Consider the following 16955-nt stretch of genomic DNA (forward strand, 5'->3'; position numbering starts at 1 on the left):
ATCAGCAAAATGCTCGGGGCGTGTTTCTTTGGTTACTTTCTTTGCACGAGCAAAGAAAGTAACAATTACAAGCGGTCAGATTTGTGAAATTTTCTGCATATTAAGAATAATAAACAGGTACAGCAATGAAACAATCCATTCGCCACAAAAAAATCATCGATCTGGTGAAACAACTGGGTTACGTTAGCACCGAAGAGCTGGTGAATCAGCTTGGGGTGAGTTCGCAGACGATTCGCCGTGATTTAAATGAACTGGCGGAAAATAACCAGATTCGCCGTCATCACGGTGGGGCGGCGTTGCCGTCGAGTAGCGAAAATAGTGATTATGCCGACCGTAAATTGTTCTTTTCGCACCAGAAAAATGCGATTGCCAAACAGGTGGCGGAACATATTCCGCACGGGGCTTCGCTGTTTTTGGACATCGGCACGACTTCCGAAGCGGTGGCGTTTGCGTTGCTTTCCCATAAAAATTTACGTATTGTTACCAATAACCTCAACGCCGCCCATATTCTGATGCAAAAAGAGGATTTTCATATCACGGTGGCGGGTGGTAATTTACGCACGGACGGCGGGATTATCGGCGAGGCGACCGTCAATTTTATCAGCCAATTCCGCCTTGATTTTTGTATTTTGGGGATCAGTGCGGTGGATAAAGACGGCTCAATGCTGGATTACGATTATCACGAAGTGCAAGTGAAACGTGCCTTAATGGAAAGTGCCAGACGGGTAATGCTGGTAACGGATCATTCCAAATTTAGCCGTAGTGCGATTGTTCGTTTAGGCGACATTCGAGAGGTCGATGATCTATTCACGGATAGCCCTTTGCCGTTAGAATTACAACAACATTTAACTGCCTCTAACGTCAATTTGCATATTTGCGAATAATGAAGAAAAAATAGATGAATTTTTTGCAACGCCATTTTAACCGAGATAAATTAACCGCTTACGCCCAACTGATGCGGCTCGACAAGCCGATCGGCACGCTGTTACTGTTGCACCCAACCTTGTGGGCGTTGTTTGTGGCGGCTAACGGAATGCCACCCTTGCCGATTTTGCTGGTGTTCGTGCTGGGCGTGATTGTAATGCGTTCGGCAGGTTGCGTGATCAATGATTATGCGGATCGCCACATTGACGGCAACGTAAAACGCACCGCCAACCGACCGCTTGCCACGGGGCGAGCCACCCCCAACGAAGCGAAAGCCCTGTTTGCGGCACTGATTTTGATCGCCTTTGTGTTGGTATTGCAACTCAATGCTTACACGATTGGCTTATCCTTTGTGGCGGTGGGCTTGGCAGTGGTCTATCCTTTTATGAAACGCTTTACCCACTTACCGCAAGTGGTGCTGGGAATGGCGTTCGGTTGGTCGATCCCAATGGCGTTCGGGGCGGTGTCGGAAACTTTACCGCTGGAATGTTGGATTTTATTCTTCGCCAATTTAGCGTGGACAGTCGCCTACGACACTCAATACGCAATGGTTGATCGTGATGATGATCTACGGATCGGGGTTAAATCCACTGCGATTTTGTTCGCCCAATACGACAACAAAATCATTTCCCTACTGCAACTGATCACCTTGATTTTACTCGGCTCGCTCGGGGTGGTAAAAGGCTATTCCCTCGGCTATTTTGTGGTGCTTGCCCTCACCGCCACTCTGTTTATCTATCAATGTAAATTAGTCAAAGACCGCCAACGTGAAGATTGCTTCAAAGCCTTTTTGAATAACCATTATGTCGGGTTGGGGGTGTTGATCGCCATTTGGGTGGCACTTTTCTCGTGATTGGGTGGGTTGTTTATCTGCTCAAAAGTGAGATAATACGCCGATTTATTTTTACGAGATAAAAAATTCAAGAGCTTGCAATTTAATGGTTGATTATCTACTTCTCATCATCAGCACGGCGTTGATTAACAACTTCGTGCTGGTTAAATTTTTGGGGCTATGTCCGTTTATGGGGGTGTCGAAAAAGGTCGAGACCGCCATTGGAATGGGCTTGGCGACCACCTTTGTGCTAACAGTGGCGAGCCTCGCCGCCTATTTGGTGGAACGCTATTTGCTCGTGCCGTTGGATGCCCAATTTTTACGCACCCTTGTGTTTATTTTAGTAATTGCGGTCATCGTGCAATTAACGGAAATGATCGTCCACAAAACTAGCCCCTCTTTATACCGCTTGCTCGGCATTTATTTGCCGTTGATTACCACCAACTGTGCCGTATTGGGGGTGGCGTTGCTGAATGTGAACCTCGCCAATAATTTGGTGCAATCGGTGCTTTATGGCTTTGGGGCGGCAGCCGGTTTTTCGTTGGTGCTGGTGCTATTTTCCGCCCTGCGTGAACGCCTTGCCGCCGCCGATGTGCCGAAACCGTTCCAAGGCACGTCTATCGCCTTTATCACGGCAGGGCTGATGTCCCTCGCCTTTATGGGCTTTACAGGATTGGTAAAAATCTAATGTTCGACCAAAGCCTTTTAACCTATGTGATTTTGATTATTGCGATCATCGCCCTGATTTTCGGGGCGGTGCTGGGCTATTCCTCGATCAAGCTCAAAGTGGAAGCCGATCCGATTGTCGATCAAATTGATGCCTTATTACCACAAAGCCAATGCGGACAATGTGGCTACCCTGGTTGCAAACCCTACGCCGAAGCGATAGCCAACGGCGATCAAATTACCAAATGCGTCCCTGGCGGACAGCCTCTTGTCGTCAAAATCGCCGATTTAATGGGGGTTGAAGTGCCAGAAATGGACGGCGAACCAGCCCCCGAAGCGAAAGTGGCGTTCATCATTGAAGATTTATGTATCGGCTGCACCAAGTGCATTCAGGCTTGCCCCGTTGATGCCATTATCGGCACGAACAAAGCAATGCACACGGTGATCGCCGATCTCTGCACGGGCTGCGAATTGTGCGTTGCCCCTTGCCCGACCGACTGTATTGAAATGAAACCGATTAAAATGACCACCCAAACTTGGAACTGGAAATTCGATCAAAATTTAGTGATCCCGATTGTGAACACCACCGAATTGCAACCGAAATTGGTGGTTGGCAATCAAACAGGGGGCGGCAATGTCTGATGTGATTAGTCGTATCCGCCAAGGGAAATTGTGGGATTTCCCAGGGGGAATCCACCCGCCTGAAATGAAAAAACAGTCGAATCAAAAACCGATTCGAACCTTGCATTTGCCGAAATTTTTCTACGTTCCCGTGTTGCAACATAGCGGCGAGGCAGGCGAACTGATCGTGCAAGTGGGCGATTTGGTGCTGAAAGGGCAACCCCTCACCAAAGGCAGCCACTACCGCCAACTGCCCGTGCATAGCCCCACTTCGGGCAAGATCGTGGCGATTGCCCCTCACGTTTCTAGCCACCCCTCTGGGCTGGCGGAACTGACGGTGGTGATCGAAACGGACGGCAAGGATCAATGGATCGAACGCCAGCCGATTGAGGATTTTTTGAGCCTCACAAGCGATCAGATTATTCAAAAAATTTACCAAGCAGGGATCGCAGGCTTGGGCGGTGCGGTGTTTCCAACATCCAGCAAACTGCACCATGCCGACAAGCGTTGTCGCCTGTTGATTATCAACGGGGCGGAATGCGAGCCTTACATCACCTGCGATGATCGCCTAATGCAAGATTACGCCGTTGAGCTGATCGAGGGCATTCGCATTTTGCGTTATGTGCTACGCCCCGAAGAGGTGGTGCTGGCGATTGAAGACAACAAACCGCAACCGATCAAGGCGATTGAAAAAGCCCTGCGTGGGGCGAACGATATTATCCTGCGTGTGATCCCAACCAAATATCCCTCTGGGGCGAGCGATCAACTGGTGCAAGTGCTGACGGGCTTAGAGATCCCGCAAGGCAAACGTTCAATCGAAATGGGGATCGTGATGCACAATGTCGGCACGGCATTTGCGATCAAACGAGCGGTGATCAATGATGAACCGCTGATCGAGCGTGTCGTAACCCTAACGGGCGATAAAATCCGCAACAAAGGCAATGTGTGGGCAAGGCTCGGCACGCCGATTTTGCACCTGCTCGAACAGGTCGATTATCAAGCTGACGAACGTTTCCCCGTGTTTTTGGGTGGCCCGATGATGGGCTTTATTCTGCCGTCTTTGCAGTCGCCGATTACCAAAACCGCCAACTGCATTATCGCCCCAGACCATTTTGAATACGCACCGCCCGAGCCAGAGCGAAGCTGTATCCGCTGTTCTGCCTGCTCGGACGCTTGCCCTGTCGGTTTGCTGCCGCAACAACTTTACTGGTTCGCCCGATCCGAAGATCACGACAAATCCAAAGCCTACCATTTGGACGCTTGTATCGAATGTGGCGTGTGTGCCTACGTCTGCCCGAGCTACATTCCGTTAATTCAATATTTCCGCCAAGAAAAGGCGAAAATTGCCGAAATTGACCTCAAAGCGAAACAGGCGGAAGAAGCCAAACAGCGATTTGAAGCCCGCGAAGCCCGTCTCAACAAAGAAAAAGAGGCTCGCACCGCACGCATTCAACAAGCCGCCGAAAAACGCCGCGAGGAAATCGCCAACCAACAAGGCGAAGACCCCGTCGCCGCCGCCCTCGCCCGCCTCAAAGCCAAAAAAGAAGCGGAACAAGCGGTTGCTTCCCAAAACTCTCTCCCTCAGAAAGAGGGAGAGAGACAGCTCGACACTGCGTTCAGCAGTGGCGAGCAGAGAGAGGGTAATGATGTAGAACTCGACCCACGCAAAAAAGCCGTCGCCGAAGCCCTCGCCCGAGCCAAAACCAAAACCAAAACCAAAACCAAACCAAACGGCGAACCCGACAACAGCGAACTAATGGCACAACGCCGAGCCAGACACTTAGCCAAACAAGCCGAAAACGAAGCTCAACAAGCGGTCTCTTCCGAGCAAATTTCTGCAACATCTGCCCCCGCTCGCGGGGGAAGTACCGCCGAAGGCGGGGATGGGGGCAACGAACTTGACCCTCGTAAGAAAGTAGTCGCCGAAGCTCTCGCAAGAGCCAAAGCCAAAAAAGCAGCTCAACAAGCGGTCAGTTCCGAGCAAATTTCCACAACGACTGAACCAACGGAAGAATTGGACCCTCGCAAAAAAGCCGTCGCCGAAGCCCTAGCACGAGCCAAAGCGAAAAAAGCGGCTCAACAAGCGGTGAGTTCCGAGCAAATTTCCGCAACGGCAGAACCTGCGGAAACATTAGACCCACGCAAAAAAGCCGTCGCCGAAGCCCTAGCCCGAGCCAAGGCTAAGAAAGCCGCTCAACAAGCGGTGCGATCAGCAGAAAATTCTGCAAAAGTGGAATAAAAGGAGAAGGCAATGAGCGAAGTGATCTCGACCCAATTAGTCAATCGGATTAGCCAACTGCTTGAATTAGCTCGTCAAAAAGTGGTGCAAAGTGTCAACACCACAATGGTTCGTACTTATTTTGAAATCGGTCGAATGATTGTGGAAGACGAACAACAAGGCGAGAAGCGAGCCAGCTATGGAAAACAGCAGTTGCAACAAGTCTCGGCAGTTTTAACGGAAAAATATGGTCGAGGTTTTTCCGTTGGAAATCTGAAAAATATGCGTCAATTTTTCCTGACCTACACCCAACAGCAAACATTAATTGAGGAAGTGAGCAATACTTTACAAATTCGCCAGACACTGTCTAGCGAATTTGAATTAAGCTGGTCGCACTACTTAAAATTGATGCGAATTAACGATCCTTACGAACGCCATTTTTATGAAGTGGAAGCAATTAAAAATCAGTGGAGTTTACGAGAATTAGAACGTCAATATGACACCGCATTATTTGCTCGTTTGGCGAAAAGTAAAGATAAACAAGCCGTTTTAGATTTGGCGTTACAAGGACAAAAAATTGAAAAACCGCAGGATTTAATTAAAGATCCTTATATTTTGGAATTTATTGGTTTACCTGAAAATTATCATTATTCTGAAAATGAATTAGAGCAAAAACTGATTGATAAATTAGAACATTTTTTATTAGAACTCGGTTCTGGCTTTACCTTTGTTGGTCGCCAGCAACGAATGAGTTTTGACGAAAAACATTTTTATATTGATTTAGTTTTTTATAATCGTTTATTACGCTGTTTTGTGTTAATTAATTTAAAATTGGGTGAATTAAAACATCAAGATATTGGACAAATGCAGATGTATGTCAATTATTATGATCGTCAAGTGAAATTAGCCGAAGAAAATAAAACGATAGGCATTATTTTATGTCAAGATAAAAGTCAATCAGTGGTGGAATTTACTTTGCCCGAAGATAATACCCAAATTTTCGCCAGCCTTTATCAAACCGTATTACCGAGTAAAGAAACCTTAATTCAATTACTCGAAAATGAAACCAAAGGACAACTATGTTTAGAATAACCAGTTCCCCCCACACCCACGCCAAGCGTTTAACGGCGAATGTGATGTTGTGGGTTGTGGCGGCGATGTTGCCTGCCCTCGGTGTGCAGAGCTATTTTTTCGGCTACGGCACGCTGATTCAATCCGCCCTTGCGATTGCGTTGGCGGTGACGATTGAGGTGGCGGTGGCAAAACTGCGAGGCAAACCGACCGCTTTCTATCTGGAAGATTTGTCGGGCATTTTGACCGCCCTGATTTTGGCGATGTCGATCCCAGCCTACGCCCCTTATTGGCTGATTTTGATCGGCACGCTAACCGCCCTCGCCCTTGCCAAACATAGCTACGGCGGTTTGGGGCAGAATTTGTTCAACCCTGCAATGGTGGGTTATGCGTTGCTGTTGGTATCGTTTCCGTTGCAGATGACCTCGTGGCTACCGCCTGTGGATTTATTGAGCGAACCACCCACCCTAGCGGATAGTTTTTCGTTAATTTTTACGGGCGTGAGTACGGACGGTTTTACCTTGCATCAACTGGTTAATAGCATTGACGGCATTTCGCAGGCGACCCCCCTCGACAGTGCCAAAACCAGCCTTGCCAAGTTAGGGCTGGACGGCGTACTTGCCTCGCCAATTTTTAGTGGCAGCTTTGCGAATGGTTGGTGGCAAGTGAATGTGGCGTTTTTGCTCGGCGGTATCTTCTTGATTTATAAGAAAATTATCCATTGGCAAATTCCGTTTGCGATGTTGGCGAGTTTTGCCCTGTTAAGCGGATTGACCTCGCTGATTTCGCCGAATTTGCATTTGAACGTATTGAGCCAACTATTGAGTGGGGCTATGATGTTCGGGGCGTTTTTTATCGCCACCGATCCCGTTACCGCCTCGATCACCCCTCGTGGCAAATTGATTTTTGGCGGTTTGGTGGGCGTGCTGGTTTATCTGATCCGCTACTACGGCAACTACCCTGACGGTGTGGCGTTCGGCGTGTTGCTTGCCAACATTGCCGTGCCGTTGATCGACCACTACACCCAACCTCGCTTATACGGCACAAACAGAGGGAAGAAATAATGAACATTTACAATGATCGACCACTAAACCCAACCTCGCTTAAACGGCACAAACAGAGGGCAGAAATAATGAACATTTCCAAAATTAGCGTCCGCTACGGCTTGATTTTAGGGGCGGTTGCCCTCGTTTGCACCGCCGTTTCGGTGGCGGTCTATGGGCTAACCAAGGGGCGAATTGAAGCGGTCGCCGCCGCCCAGCAACGCCAACTGTTGTTGGAAGTCGTGCCACAAAGCGAATTTGATAACGACTTGCTCGCCACCTGCAAAGCCCTCAACTTGCCGAATGCGACCTTTTTAAATCGCCTTTATGTGGCAAAAAAAGCGGACAAACTGACCGCTTACGCCATTCAAGCCACTGCCCCAGACGGCTATTCGGGCAATATCGTGTTGCTCATCGGCATCAAGCCAGACGGCACAGTTCTCGGCGTGCGAACCCTCGCCCATAAAGAAACCCCAGGGTTGGGCGATAAAATCGAAACTCGCTTATCCGATTGGATTTTATCCTTTAATAATCAACAGTTTAGCCTCGAAAACGAATCACAATGGGCGGTCAAAAAAGACGGCGGTCAATTCGATCAATTCACAGGGGCGACCATCACCCCCAGAGCGGTGGTCAATAACGTCCGCCAAACGGCAAAATGGGTGATCACTGAATTGGCGAAATCGCCAGAGGTGGTGGGGGATTTTGCGAATTGTAAGTAAATTCCCCAAAATCTACCCGCTTGTAGATCTACTTTTCTTTGCTTCGCCAAAGAAAAGTAGCAAAAGAAAGGCGACCCCGAGCATTTTGCTATGTTTCGCTTGTTGCTAATTTCTACGGTCGATTTGTAAACTCGCCAGCAAGCTGGCTCAAACAGTACAAATCGCCCTTGAAATTTAACGCAACCGCTCAACGCAAAATGACGGGGAATTTGTCGAGCAATGGTTTAAAATTTTTGGAAATGAAAGTAACAATTACAAGGGGGAGGATTTCTGAAAATTTCGCCCCCTACCCCCTGCTTCGCAGGGTACTTCCCCCGCAAGCGGGGGAAGATCTGTATCTATTGGTGAGGATAGGTCTTAGAATTGTTGAAGAACTAGATCTGCCCCCGCTTGCGGGGGAAGTGGCACGAAGTGCCAAAGGGGGCAAATCCGAGTAAGGATTTTAGATCATAGAAGTAGCACATTTAGTTTTGATAATAGAGAAGAAGATGAATAACGAAAATAGAATTGAAATTCAACAGATTGATACAGCGGATTCAAAATCAACTGTGTGGAAAAACATTTTCACGCAGGGGGTGTGGTCGAATAATGGGGCGTTGGTGCAGTTGTTGGGGCTTTGTCCGCTGTTGGCGGTGTCGAATAGCGTTACCAACGCACTCGGTTTGGGGCTGGCGACAATGGTGGTGCTGATTTGCACCAATTTTACCGTGTCGCTGTTCCGCAAATTTATCCCGCACGATATTCGGATTCCGATTTATGTGATGATTATTGCGACTGTCGTTACTGCGGTGCAGTTGCTGATGAATGCCTTTGCTTTTCCTGTTTATCAATCCCTCGGGATTTTTATTCCGTTGATTGTAACCAACTGTATTGTGATTGGGCGTGCCGAGGCATTTGCCTCGAAAAATAGCCTCGCTCATTCCGTGTTTGACGGTTTTTCAATGGGGCTGGGAATGGCATTTAGCCTTGTGCTACTTGGCTCGATTCGTGAAATTATCGGCAACGGCACGCTGTTTGACGGTTTGGATCAACTTTTCGGCAGTTGGGCGAAAGGGCTGAAAATCGACCTGCTCAATTTGGATTTTGGCTTATTACTCGCCATTCTGCCACCTGGGGCGTTTATCGGTCTGGGAATTATTTTGGCGGGCAAAAATCTGATTGATCAACGTAAGAAAAAATAAGTAAGGGGAAAGAAATGGCAGACGAAAATCAACGTTTAACCGCTCGCACGGGCTATCAACATCAATTTTCCCTCTCGTTTTTGCACCCGAAGTATTGGGGCGTGTGGCTCGGCATTTTCGGCTTGGTGCTGCTTGCTTTTGTGCCGTTTCGCCTGCGAGACAAATTCGGGGCGTGGTTGGGCAAAATTGTGGCAAAAAAATTGAAGGGCAAAAAACAGTATCATCGTGCAGAGGTCAATTTGCGTTACTGCTTTCCCGATTGGTCGGCGGAAAAGCGAGCCGAAGTGATTGAGCAGATGTTCATCACTGTGTCGCAAACGATGCTGGCGATTGGCGAAATTGCGATTCGCTCGACCAAACACCTGCAACAACGTAGTGAATTTAAGGGGCTGGACTATGTGAAAGCGGTGCGATCTTCGGGAAAAAATGTGATTTTGCTGGTGCCGCACACTTGGGCGATTGATGCGTCTGGCATTATTATGCACACCTACGGAATGCCGATGACCTCAATGTATAATCCGCACCGCAATCCGCTGGTGGATTGGCTTTGGAACCGCACCCGTGAACGCTTTGGCGGCAAGATGCACGCCCGTCAAAATGGGATTAAGCCCTTTTTGGCGGACGTTCGCAAAGGCGAGTTGGGCTATTTTCTGCCCGATGAGGATTATGGCGAAGAATTGAGCGTTTACACCGACTTTTTCGCCACTGAAAAGGCGACCCTGCCAGGACTGAATAAAATGGCGAAAGTGGCGAATGCGGAAGTGATCCCGATGTTCCCGATTTACAATGCGAAAGCGGGCAAATACCAAATCGAAATCTTGCCACCCCTTGAATTTTCAGGCTTGCCAGAGCAATCGGCACGCGAAATGAACAAAGTGATTGAGTATTTCGTGAGCAAAAATCCTGAGCAATATGTGTGGATTTTACGCCTGCTCAAAACTCGCCGAGACGGGGCAGACATCTATGCTTAACATCTATGCCTAGCAAGCGGTCAGATTTCACGAAATTTTACGTTTTTACCTTAAACCTCTGCCAAAAGCAGAGGTTTTTTATCGGCTGTTGAATGTGAGTTGAAAATGCTAAATGCACCGATAAAAACCAATGGATTATGCTAAATCATTAAAATTTAACCAAACAATCCACCAAATTCCGCAAAAATGTTAGCGAGATCACAAAATTGAAATCTGGTGCTTGTGGATTTGCCAAATAGGTTTACCATACGCCCGTTTTTTCAACCTTTTTAAGGATTTTGTTATGACAAACCGTCATTTTTCTTTAACGTGGATATTGAACTTATTTGGTACGGCGGTCGGGGCTGGCGTGCTGTTTCTGCCGATTAACGCAGGAATGGGCGGATTTTATCCGTTGCTGGTAATGACGTTACTCGTTGGACCGATGACCTACCTTTCCCACCGTGCCTTGGCACGTTTTGTGCTTTCGTCAAAACAACAGGGCAACGACATTACCAACGTGGTGGGCGAGCATTTTGGCAAAGGGGCGGGTAAGTTGATTACCTTGCTCTATTTTTTTGCGATTTTCCCGATTCTACTGATTTATGGGGTGGGGATTACCAATACGGTAACTTCGTTCATTGAAAATCAGTTGCAAATGGTTGCACCGCCGAGAGCCGTGCTGTCGTTGATTTTGATTGCAATAATGATCGGCGTGATGTTGCTAAGCGAGCAACTGATGTTGAAAATTACCACTTGGTTGGTTTATCCGCTGGTGCTGATTTTGCTTGGGCTATCGATTTATTTGATTCCGCAATGGAATGGGGCGGCGTTAAGCCAAATGCCGACCACGGGCGATTTCCTCACCACTTTATGGCTGACGATCCCTGTTTTGGTGTTCTCATTTAACCATTCGCCAGCGATTTCTTCCTTTGCCCTTTCGCAGCAGAAACATTATCAAGATCCTGCTCGCACCGATGCGGAAGCCAGTCGCGTGCTACGTTCAACGGCGTTGATTTTGGTGCTATTTGTGATGTTCTTCGTGTTTAGCTGCGTGCTAACCCTCACCCCAGCGGAATTGCAACAGGCGAAAGCTCAAAACATTTCGATCCTCTCTTATTTGGCGAATAAATTTGATAATCCGATAATTTCTTATTTCGGACCGCTTGTGGCATTCTTGGCGATTGGCAGCTCATTCTTCGGGCATTATTTGGGGGCGAGAGAGGGCTTAGAGGGTTTGGTGAACCAACTACGTGATAAGCCGATTGAGCCTGCCAAATTCCGCAAAATTACCGCAGGGGTTTTCCTCGTGATTTTATGGATTGTCGCCACCCTCAACCCAAGCATTCTCGGCTTTATCGAAAGCCTTGGCGGACCGATTATTGCGATGATCTTATTCGTAATGCCGATTTATGCGATTTACACCGTGCCAGCTTTGCAACGCTTCAAAGGGCAAATCAGCAACATTTTTGTGCTGATTATGGGGCTAATCGCTATTTCAGCGATAGTGTACGGATTGTTTTAATCCGAGTAAAATAAGCGACTTTTGCAAGCGGTGGGATTTTTCCCTCTCTCTGCAAAAAATGCTGAACGCATTTTTCGCTGTCTCTCTCCCACAAGTGGGAGAGAGTTTTTACCCTCGCCCGCTTGCGGGAGAGGGACAGAAATTGACTTCGTGTAGAAGTCAATTTCAGGGAGAGGGTAACAAAATTTTGAAAAATCCCACCGCTTGTTTACAACAACTGAGTGGATTTTTTTATGATTAGTGTGTTTGATATGTTTAAAGTGGGCATCGGGCCGTCGAGTTCCCATACGGTCGGGCCGATGAAAGCGGGCAAATTGTTCGTTGATGAACTGATTGCTCGTAATTTTATGGCGGAATTAAACCGCTTGCAAGTTGATGTTTATGGCTCGCTCGCCCTCACGGGGCGGGGGCATAACACCGACATTGCGATTGTAATGGGGCTGATGGGCTATCTGCCCGATAGTGTTGATATTGAGCGAATTGAGGGCGTGATTACCCAGCTCAAAGCGGATCATCAACTGACGGTTGCCGAGCCAACCGCCCAAGCGAAAACCATTCATTTCGACTTTTTCGCCGATATGCCGTTCCATTACGACTTTTTGCCTCGCCACGAAAATGGGGTAACCTTTAAAGCGTTCAACGGCGATAAGTTATTGTTTGAAAAGACATTTTACTCAATTGGCGGCGGTTTTATCGTGGACGAAGAAACCTTCGACCAACCCAAACAAGCGGACATCAGCGTGCCGTATCCCTACAAAAATGCGGCGGATATTTTGCAACACTGCAAAGAGCAAGGCTTGCCGATTTCCACCCTCGTGTGGCGAAACGAACTTGCCCTACACCAAAAAGAGGACATCGAGGCATATTTGGCGAACATTTGGCAGACAATGGAAGCCTGCATTGCACGAGGGTTGCACACCGAAGGCTTGTTACCAGGACCGCTGAAAGTAACTCGCCGCGCCAGCTCGCTACGCCGAACCCTTGAAGCGACAGGGCAATTAACCAACGATCCAATGCAAATTATCGACTGGATCAACCTGTTTGCCTTGGCGGTAAACGAAGAAAATGCGGCAGGCGGACGGGTGGTTACCGCCCCAACCAACGGGGCGTGTGGCATTGTGCCAGCGGTGCTTGCCTACTACCAAAAATTTGTCGCCCCCCTCACGCCCGAAACGGTGGAACGCTATCTGCTCACGTCTAGCGTGATTGGCTCGCTCTATAAAATGAATGCGTCCATTTCAGGGGCGGAAGTGGGTTGTCAAGGTGAAGTCGGGGTGGCTTGCTCAATGGCGGCGGCAGGTTTAGCGGAAATTATGGGCGGTACGCCCGATCAAGTTTGCATCGCCGCCGAAATCGCAATGGAACACAACCTCGGCTTAACCTGCGACCCCGTGGGCGGACAGGTGCAAGTGCCTTGTATCGAACGCAATGCAATTGCGTCTGTCAAAGCGATCAACGCCAGCCGAATGGCACTTCGCCGCACCACCTCGCCACGGGTAACCCTCGACAAAGTGATCGAAACAATGTACGAAACCGGCAAAGATATGAACGCCAAATACCGCGAAACCTCAACGGGCGGATTAGCGATTAAAATTGTGCCGTGTGATTAGTGCTTTTCGTAAGAGGTAAGATTACAGGAAAATTTAAGTAAAAAATAATGGGGCTTTCGCCCCATTTTTATCATCATTAGAATTTATAACCAAAACCTGCGAAGTAAACCATTGGATCAAGTTTGAGTTTCACTTCGTGAACGCTTTGACCCGTAACCGCTGGGGTTTTGAATTTTGCGGTGGTTTTAATGCGGGTGTACCAAGCGGCGGCGTTGAAGTAGAGTTCGTCCGTTAATTTCACGTCAAGACCTGCGTTCACAACAGGGGCGAATGAGTGTTTTTTCACGTTCAACTCTTTGACTAATGGATGCACAGATCTCGCATTGTAGAAACGAGTGTAGTTCAAACCTGCCCCAACGTATGGGCGAACAGGCGATTGTGCGTTGCCAAAATAGTATTGTGCGTAAAGGCTTGGCGGTAGTTGTTTCACAATCGCCACACGACCTAAATTCGCATTCAAAGCGGGTACTTTGGCTTTAATTTTGTGTGAGAATGGGGTTGCACCGAGTAATTCCACCCCGATGTTATCGGTCAGCATATGGGTGGCGGTTAAGCCTAATTGTGCGTTGTTTTGCACTTTGAGCTTAATTTCGGTCGCTGTTTTTGTGGTGGATGTTGAATTTGCTTGAACAATCACGCCCCCTGCACGCACAATGGTGCTGCCTGCTTGATGTGCCATTGCTGAACCCGCTACGAGTAAGCTACCTAATGCGATAGTTAAAACCGCTTTTTTCATACCTAAGTCCCCTCAAATTGGTGTTGAACATTGAATTTTTGCCACGCAAACGATTGCAAGCGGTTACATTCTAAAAAATTTTTGCAGAGCATTTTTTGATTCTTATCAATAATCCTTGATTTTAAAGGGGTTTTTGCCAACCAATTTCTTTTTTTGTGATCTTGTTCACATTTTTCCTTGAAATCCTCTTGACAAGCACCATTTATGGTGTCGTTGAGCAAGGCGGTGAGCCTGCTCGAAGAAATCCATTTTACAGAGGAACAGAATATGAACTTTGATAAATTTACCACCAAATTACAAGAAGCGATTGCGGAAGCCCAATCCCTTGCGGTTGGCAAGGATCAAGCCTACATCGAACCAGCCCATTTACTTTATGCGTTGTTGAAGCAAAACGATGGCTCAATCGCACCGCTTGTTACGGCGTTGAATGTGCAGCCGAGCCAGTTGCAACAAGGGTTGGAAAATATCTTAAACCGTTTGCCAACGGTGCAGGGCGTGAATATCCAGCCGTCTCAGCAGTTAATTCGCTTGCTGAACCAGTGCGATAAATTGGCTCAACAGTTTGGCGATAGTTTTATTTCGTCTGAATTGTTTGTGTTGGCGGCGGTGGACGACAGTGGCGATCTCGGCAAATTACTCAAACAACTCGGCTTAACTAAACAGAACGTAACCCAAGCCATTTCACAAATTAGAGGGGGTGAAACCGTGAATAATCAAAATGCAGAAGAAACCCGTCAAGCGTTACAAAAATATACGATTGATTTAACCGAACGAGCGAGATCAGGCAAGCTCGACCCTGTAATCGGGCGTGATGAAGAGATCCGCCGTGCGATTCAGGTGCTACAACGCCGCACCAAAAATAACCCTGTGCTGATCGGCGAACCAGGGGTGGGGAAAACGGCGATTGTTGAGGGCTTGGCTCAACGCATTGTAAACGGCGAAGTACCAGAGGGCTTGAAGAACAAGCGGGTGCTTTCCCTCGATATGGGGGCGTTGATCGCAGGGGCGAAATACCGTGGCGAATTTGAAGAACGCTTGAAAGCGGTGCTGAACGAGCTTGCCAAAGAAGAGGGGCAGGTAATCCTGTTTATTGACGAGATCCACACAATGGTCGGGGCAGGCAAAACAGACGGGGCAATGGACGCTGGCAACTTGCTCAAACCGTCCCTCGCCCGTGGCGAATTGCATTGCGTTGGGGCGACCACTTTGGACGAATATCGCCAATATATTGAGAAAGACGCCGCCCTCGAACGCCGTTTCCAAAAGGTGTTGGTTGATGAGCCAACGGTGGAAGATACCATTGCGATCTTGCGTGGCTTGAAAGAGCGTTATGAAATTCATCATCACGTTCAAATTACCGACCCTGCGATTGTGGCGGCGGCGACCCTTTCCCACCGTTACATTTCCGATCGCCAGTTGCCTGATAAGGCGATTGATTTGATCGATGAAGCTGCGTCAAGTTTGCGTATGGAAATTGATTCTAAGCCAGAGCCGTTAGATCGCCTTGAACGCCGTATCATTCAGCTCAAATTGGAACAGCAAGCGTTGCAAAAAGAGGACGATGAAGCCAGCCGCCAACGCCTTGCAAAATTAAGTGAGGATCTGACCGCTCGTGAGCGTGAATATGCGGAATTGGAAGAAGTGTGGAAAGCGGAAAAATCTGCCTTGCTCGGCACGCAGCACATCAAAGAGAAGTTGGAACAAGCCCGTTTCCAAATGGAACAGGCTCGCCGTGAAAACAATTTCGAGAAAATGTCGGAATTGCAATATGGCACAATCCCCGCCCTTGAAAAACAGTTGCAAGAGGCAAGCAAACGTGAGGAAGAGGCCGCGGCAAATCAGCTACTTCGCACCAAAGTAACCGATGAAGAAATCGCCGAAGTGCTTTCACGAGCTACGGGGATTCCTGTTGCCAAAATGATGGAAGGCGAAAAAGAGAAATTGCTCAAAATGGAAGAGGTGTTGCACACCCGTGTGATCGGGCAAAACGAAGCGGTGGAAGCCGTGGCGAACGCCATTCGCCGCAGTCGTGCTGGGCTTTCTGACCCAAATCGCCCGATTGGTTCGTTCCTGTTCTTAGGCCCGACTGGGGTCGGCAAAACCGAGCTTTGCAAAACCTTGGCGAATTTCCTGTTCGACAGTGAAGAGGCAATGATCCGCATTGATATGTCGGAATTTATGGAAAAACATAGCGTTTCACGCTTGGTTGGGGCGCCCCCTGGCTATGTCGGCTATGAAGAGGGCGGTTACTTGACCGAAGCCGTTCGCCGCCGTCCTTATTCAGTGATTTTGCTGGACGAAGTGGAAAAAGCCCATAGCGATGTGTTCAATATCTTGTTGCAAGTGCTTGATGACGGACGTTTAACGGATGGGCAAGGTCGTACGGTGGATTTCCGCAACACGGTGGTGATTATGACTTCCAACCTCGGCTCGCATTTAATTCAAGAAAATGCGGAAACGATGAATTATGAAGAAATGAAAACCCTTGTAATGTCGGTGGTGGGGCAACATTTCCGCCCAGAATTCATCAACCGCATTGACGAAACCGTGGTATTCCACCCGCTTGGGCAAGAACATATCCGCTCAATCGCTCAAATTCAGCTACAACGCCTAATCAAACGAATGGCGGAACGTGGCTACCAAGTGAGCGTAACGGACGCGGCGTTAGACCACATCGGCAAAGCAGGCTTCGACCCACTGTTCGGGGCAAGACCGCTCAAACGTGCAATCCAACAAGAGCTTGAAAATCCGCTCGCCCAGCAAATTCTTAGCGGTAAATTGCTACCGAATTTGCCAGTCAAAGTGGATTATCAAAATGAACAGATTGTGGCGGTGCAATAATCGCTAAAATCCCTT

14 protein-coding genes are annotated in these 16955 nt (G+C 48.2%); 13 read left to right on the top strand and 1 reads right to left on the bottom strand.

The annotated features are described in order from the left end of the window. Window positions 1–125 precede the first annotated feature (125 nt). The 12 genes from B0187_RS02315 to B0187_RS02375 all read left to right on the top strand — a co-directional run bounded on the left by B0187_RS02315 (window position 126) and on the right by B0187_RS02375 (window position 13363). Window positions 126–884, top strand: coding sequence for a DeoR/GlpR family transcriptional regulator (locus B0187_RS02315; protein WP_078236254.1), 759 nt, complete (start codon window positions 126–128; stop codon window positions 882–884). A 14-nt stretch (window positions 885–898) separates the two neighbouring features. Then, window positions 899–1777 (top strand): 4-hydroxybenzoate octaprenyltransferase, encoded by an 879-nt coding sequence (gene ubiA / locus B0187_RS02320; RefSeq protein WP_078236255.1) that lies wholly within the window; start codon window positions 899–901, stop codon window positions 1775–1777. Window positions 1778–1862: 85 nt separating this feature from the next. Next, the gene (rsxA, locus tag B0187_RS02325) at window positions 1863–2444 is read left to right on the top strand and encodes an electron transport complex subunit RsxA (RefSeq protein ID WP_078236256.1); all 582 of its coding nucleotides are present in this window, start codon (window positions 1863–1865) and stop codon (window positions 2442–2444) included. After that, window positions 2444–3064, top strand: a complete 621-nt coding sequence (gene rsxB / locus B0187_RS02330; RefSeq protein WP_078236257.1) for an electron transport complex subunit RsxB — start codon at window positions 2444–2446, stop codon at window positions 3062–3064. The genes rsxA and rsxB overlap by 1 nt, the downstream gene beginning before the upstream one ends. Further along, entirely contained in the window at window positions 3057–5282 is a 2226-nt protein-coding gene (gene rsxC, locus B0187_RS02335) for an electron transport complex subunit RsxC (RefSeq protein WP_078236258.1), read from the top strand. The genes rsxB and rsxC overlap by 8 nt, the downstream gene beginning before the upstream one ends. 12 nt (window positions 5283–5294) lie before the next feature. Beyond that, window positions 5295–6353: a PDDEXK nuclease domain-containing protein gene (locus B0187_RS02340; protein ID WP_078236259.1), complete on the top strand. Its 1059-nt coding sequence runs from the start codon at window positions 5295–5297 to the stop codon at window positions 6351–6353. Beyond that, window positions 6341–7396: an electron transport complex subunit RsxD gene (gene rsxD / locus B0187_RS02345; RefSeq protein WP_078236260.1), complete on the top strand. Its 1056-nt coding sequence runs from the start codon at window positions 6341–6343 to the stop codon at window positions 7394–7396. The genes B0187_RS02340 and rsxD overlap by 13 nt, the downstream gene beginning before the upstream one ends. A 68-nt stretch (window positions 7397–7464) precedes the next feature. Further along, window positions 7465–8097, top strand: a complete 633-nt coding sequence (rsxG, locus tag B0187_RS02350; RefSeq protein WP_078236261.1) for an electron transport complex subunit RsxG — start codon at window positions 7465–7467, stop codon at window positions 8095–8097. A gap of 488 nt (window positions 8098–8585) precedes the next feature. Continuing rightward, window positions 8586–9278 carry an electron transport complex subunit E gene (locus tag B0187_RS02360; RefSeq protein ID WP_078236263.1) on the top strand — a complete coding sequence of 231 codons (693 nt, stop codon included), beginning with the start codon at window positions 8586–8588 and terminating at the stop codon, window positions 9276–9278. Between the two features lie 14 nt (window positions 9279–9292). After that, window positions 9293–10249 (top strand): lauroyl-Kdo(2)-lipid IV(A) myristoyltransferase, encoded by a 957-nt coding sequence (gene lpxM, locus B0187_RS02365; RefSeq protein ID WP_078236264.1) that lies wholly within the window; start codon window positions 9293–9295, stop codon window positions 10247–10249. A gap of 283 nt (window positions 10250–10532) precedes the next feature. Beyond that, window positions 10533–11753, top strand: coding sequence for a serine/threonine transporter (locus B0187_RS02370; RefSeq protein ID WP_078236265.1), 1221 nt, complete (start codon window positions 10533–10535; stop codon window positions 11751–11753). 233 nt (window positions 11754–11986) lie between these two features. After that, on the top strand, window positions 11987–13363 hold the full coding sequence (locus B0187_RS02375) for an L-serine ammonia-lyase (RefSeq protein ID WP_078236266.1): 1377 nt from the start codon (window positions 11987–11989) through the stop codon (window positions 13361–13363). 76 nt (window positions 13364–13439) lie between these two features. On the opposite strand, the gene B0187_RS02380 is transcribed toward B0187_RS02375, so the two are convergent. Further along, window positions 13440–14099 (bottom strand): OmpW/AlkL family protein, encoded by a 660-nt coding sequence (locus B0187_RS02380; protein WP_078236267.1) that lies wholly within the window; start codon window positions 14097–14099, stop codon window positions 13440–13442. A 267-nt stretch (window positions 14100–14366) separates the two neighbouring features. On the opposite strand from B0187_RS02380, the gene clpB reads away from it, so the two are divergent. After that, window positions 14367–16940, top strand: a complete 2574-nt coding sequence (clpB, locus tag B0187_RS02385; protein WP_078236287.1) for an ATP-dependent chaperone ClpB — start codon at window positions 14367–14369, stop codon at window positions 16938–16940. Window positions 16941–16955: the final 15 nt, after the last annotated feature.

The sequence above is a fragment of the Haemophilus paracuniculus genome (genome assembly GCF_002015115.1).
GTDB lineage: Bacteria > Pseudomonadota > Gammaproteobacteria > Enterobacterales > Pasteurellaceae > Haemophilus_E > Haemophilus_E paracuniculus.

Bases quoted from the DNA above. Each gene is read 5' to 3' on its own strand.
- rsxB (WP_078236257.1), top strand. From the start codon at position 2,444: ATGTTCGACCAAAGCCTTTTAACCTATGTGATTTTGATTATTGCGATC.
- B0187_RS02375 (WP_078236266.1), top strand. From the start codon at position 11,987: ATGATTAGTGTGTTTGATATGTTTAAAGTGGGCATCGGGCCGTCGAGT.
- B0187_RS02360 (WP_078236263.1), top strand. From the start codon at position 8,586: ATGAATAACGAAAATAGAATTGAAATTCAACAGATTGATACAGCGGAT.
- lpxM (WP_078236264.1), top strand. From the start codon at position 9,293: ATGGCAGACGAAAATCAACGTTTAACCGCTCGCACGGGCTATCAACAT.
- rsxA (WP_078236256.1), top strand. From the start codon at position 1,863: ATGGTTGATTATCTACTTCTCATCATCAGCACGGCGTTGATTAACAAC.
- clpB (WP_078236287.1), top strand. From the start codon at position 14,367: ATGAACTTTGATAAATTTACCACCAAATTACAAGAAGCGATTGCGGAA.
- rsxD (WP_078236260.1), top strand. From the start codon at position 6,341: ATGTTTAGAATAACCAGTTCCCCCCACACCCACGCCAAGCGTTTAACG.
- rsxC (WP_078236258.1), top strand. From the start codon at position 3,057: ATGTCTGATGTGATTAGTCGTATCCGCCAAGGGAAATTGTGGGATTTC.
- ubiA (WP_078236255.1), top strand. From the start codon at position 899: ATGAATTTTTTGCAACGCCATTTTAACCGAGATAAATTAACCGCTTAC.
- B0187_RS02340 (WP_078236259.1), top strand. From the start codon at position 5,295: ATGAGCGAAGTGATCTCGACCCAATTAGTCAATCGGATTAGCCAACTG.
- B0187_RS02315 (WP_078236254.1), top strand. From the start codon at position 126: ATGAAACAATCCATTCGCCACAAAAAAATCATCGATCTGGTGAAACAA.
- rsxG (WP_078236261.1), top strand. From the start codon at position 7,465: ATGAACATTTCCAAAATTAGCGTCCGCTACGGCTTGATTTTAGGGGCG.
- B0187_RS02370 (WP_078236265.1), top strand. From the start codon at position 10,533: ATGACAAACCGTCATTTTTCTTTAACGTGGATATTGAACTTATTTGGT.
- B0187_RS02380 (WP_078236267.1), bottom strand. From the start codon at position 14,099: ATGAAAAAAGCGGTTTTAACTATCGCATTAGGTAGCTTACTCGTAGCG.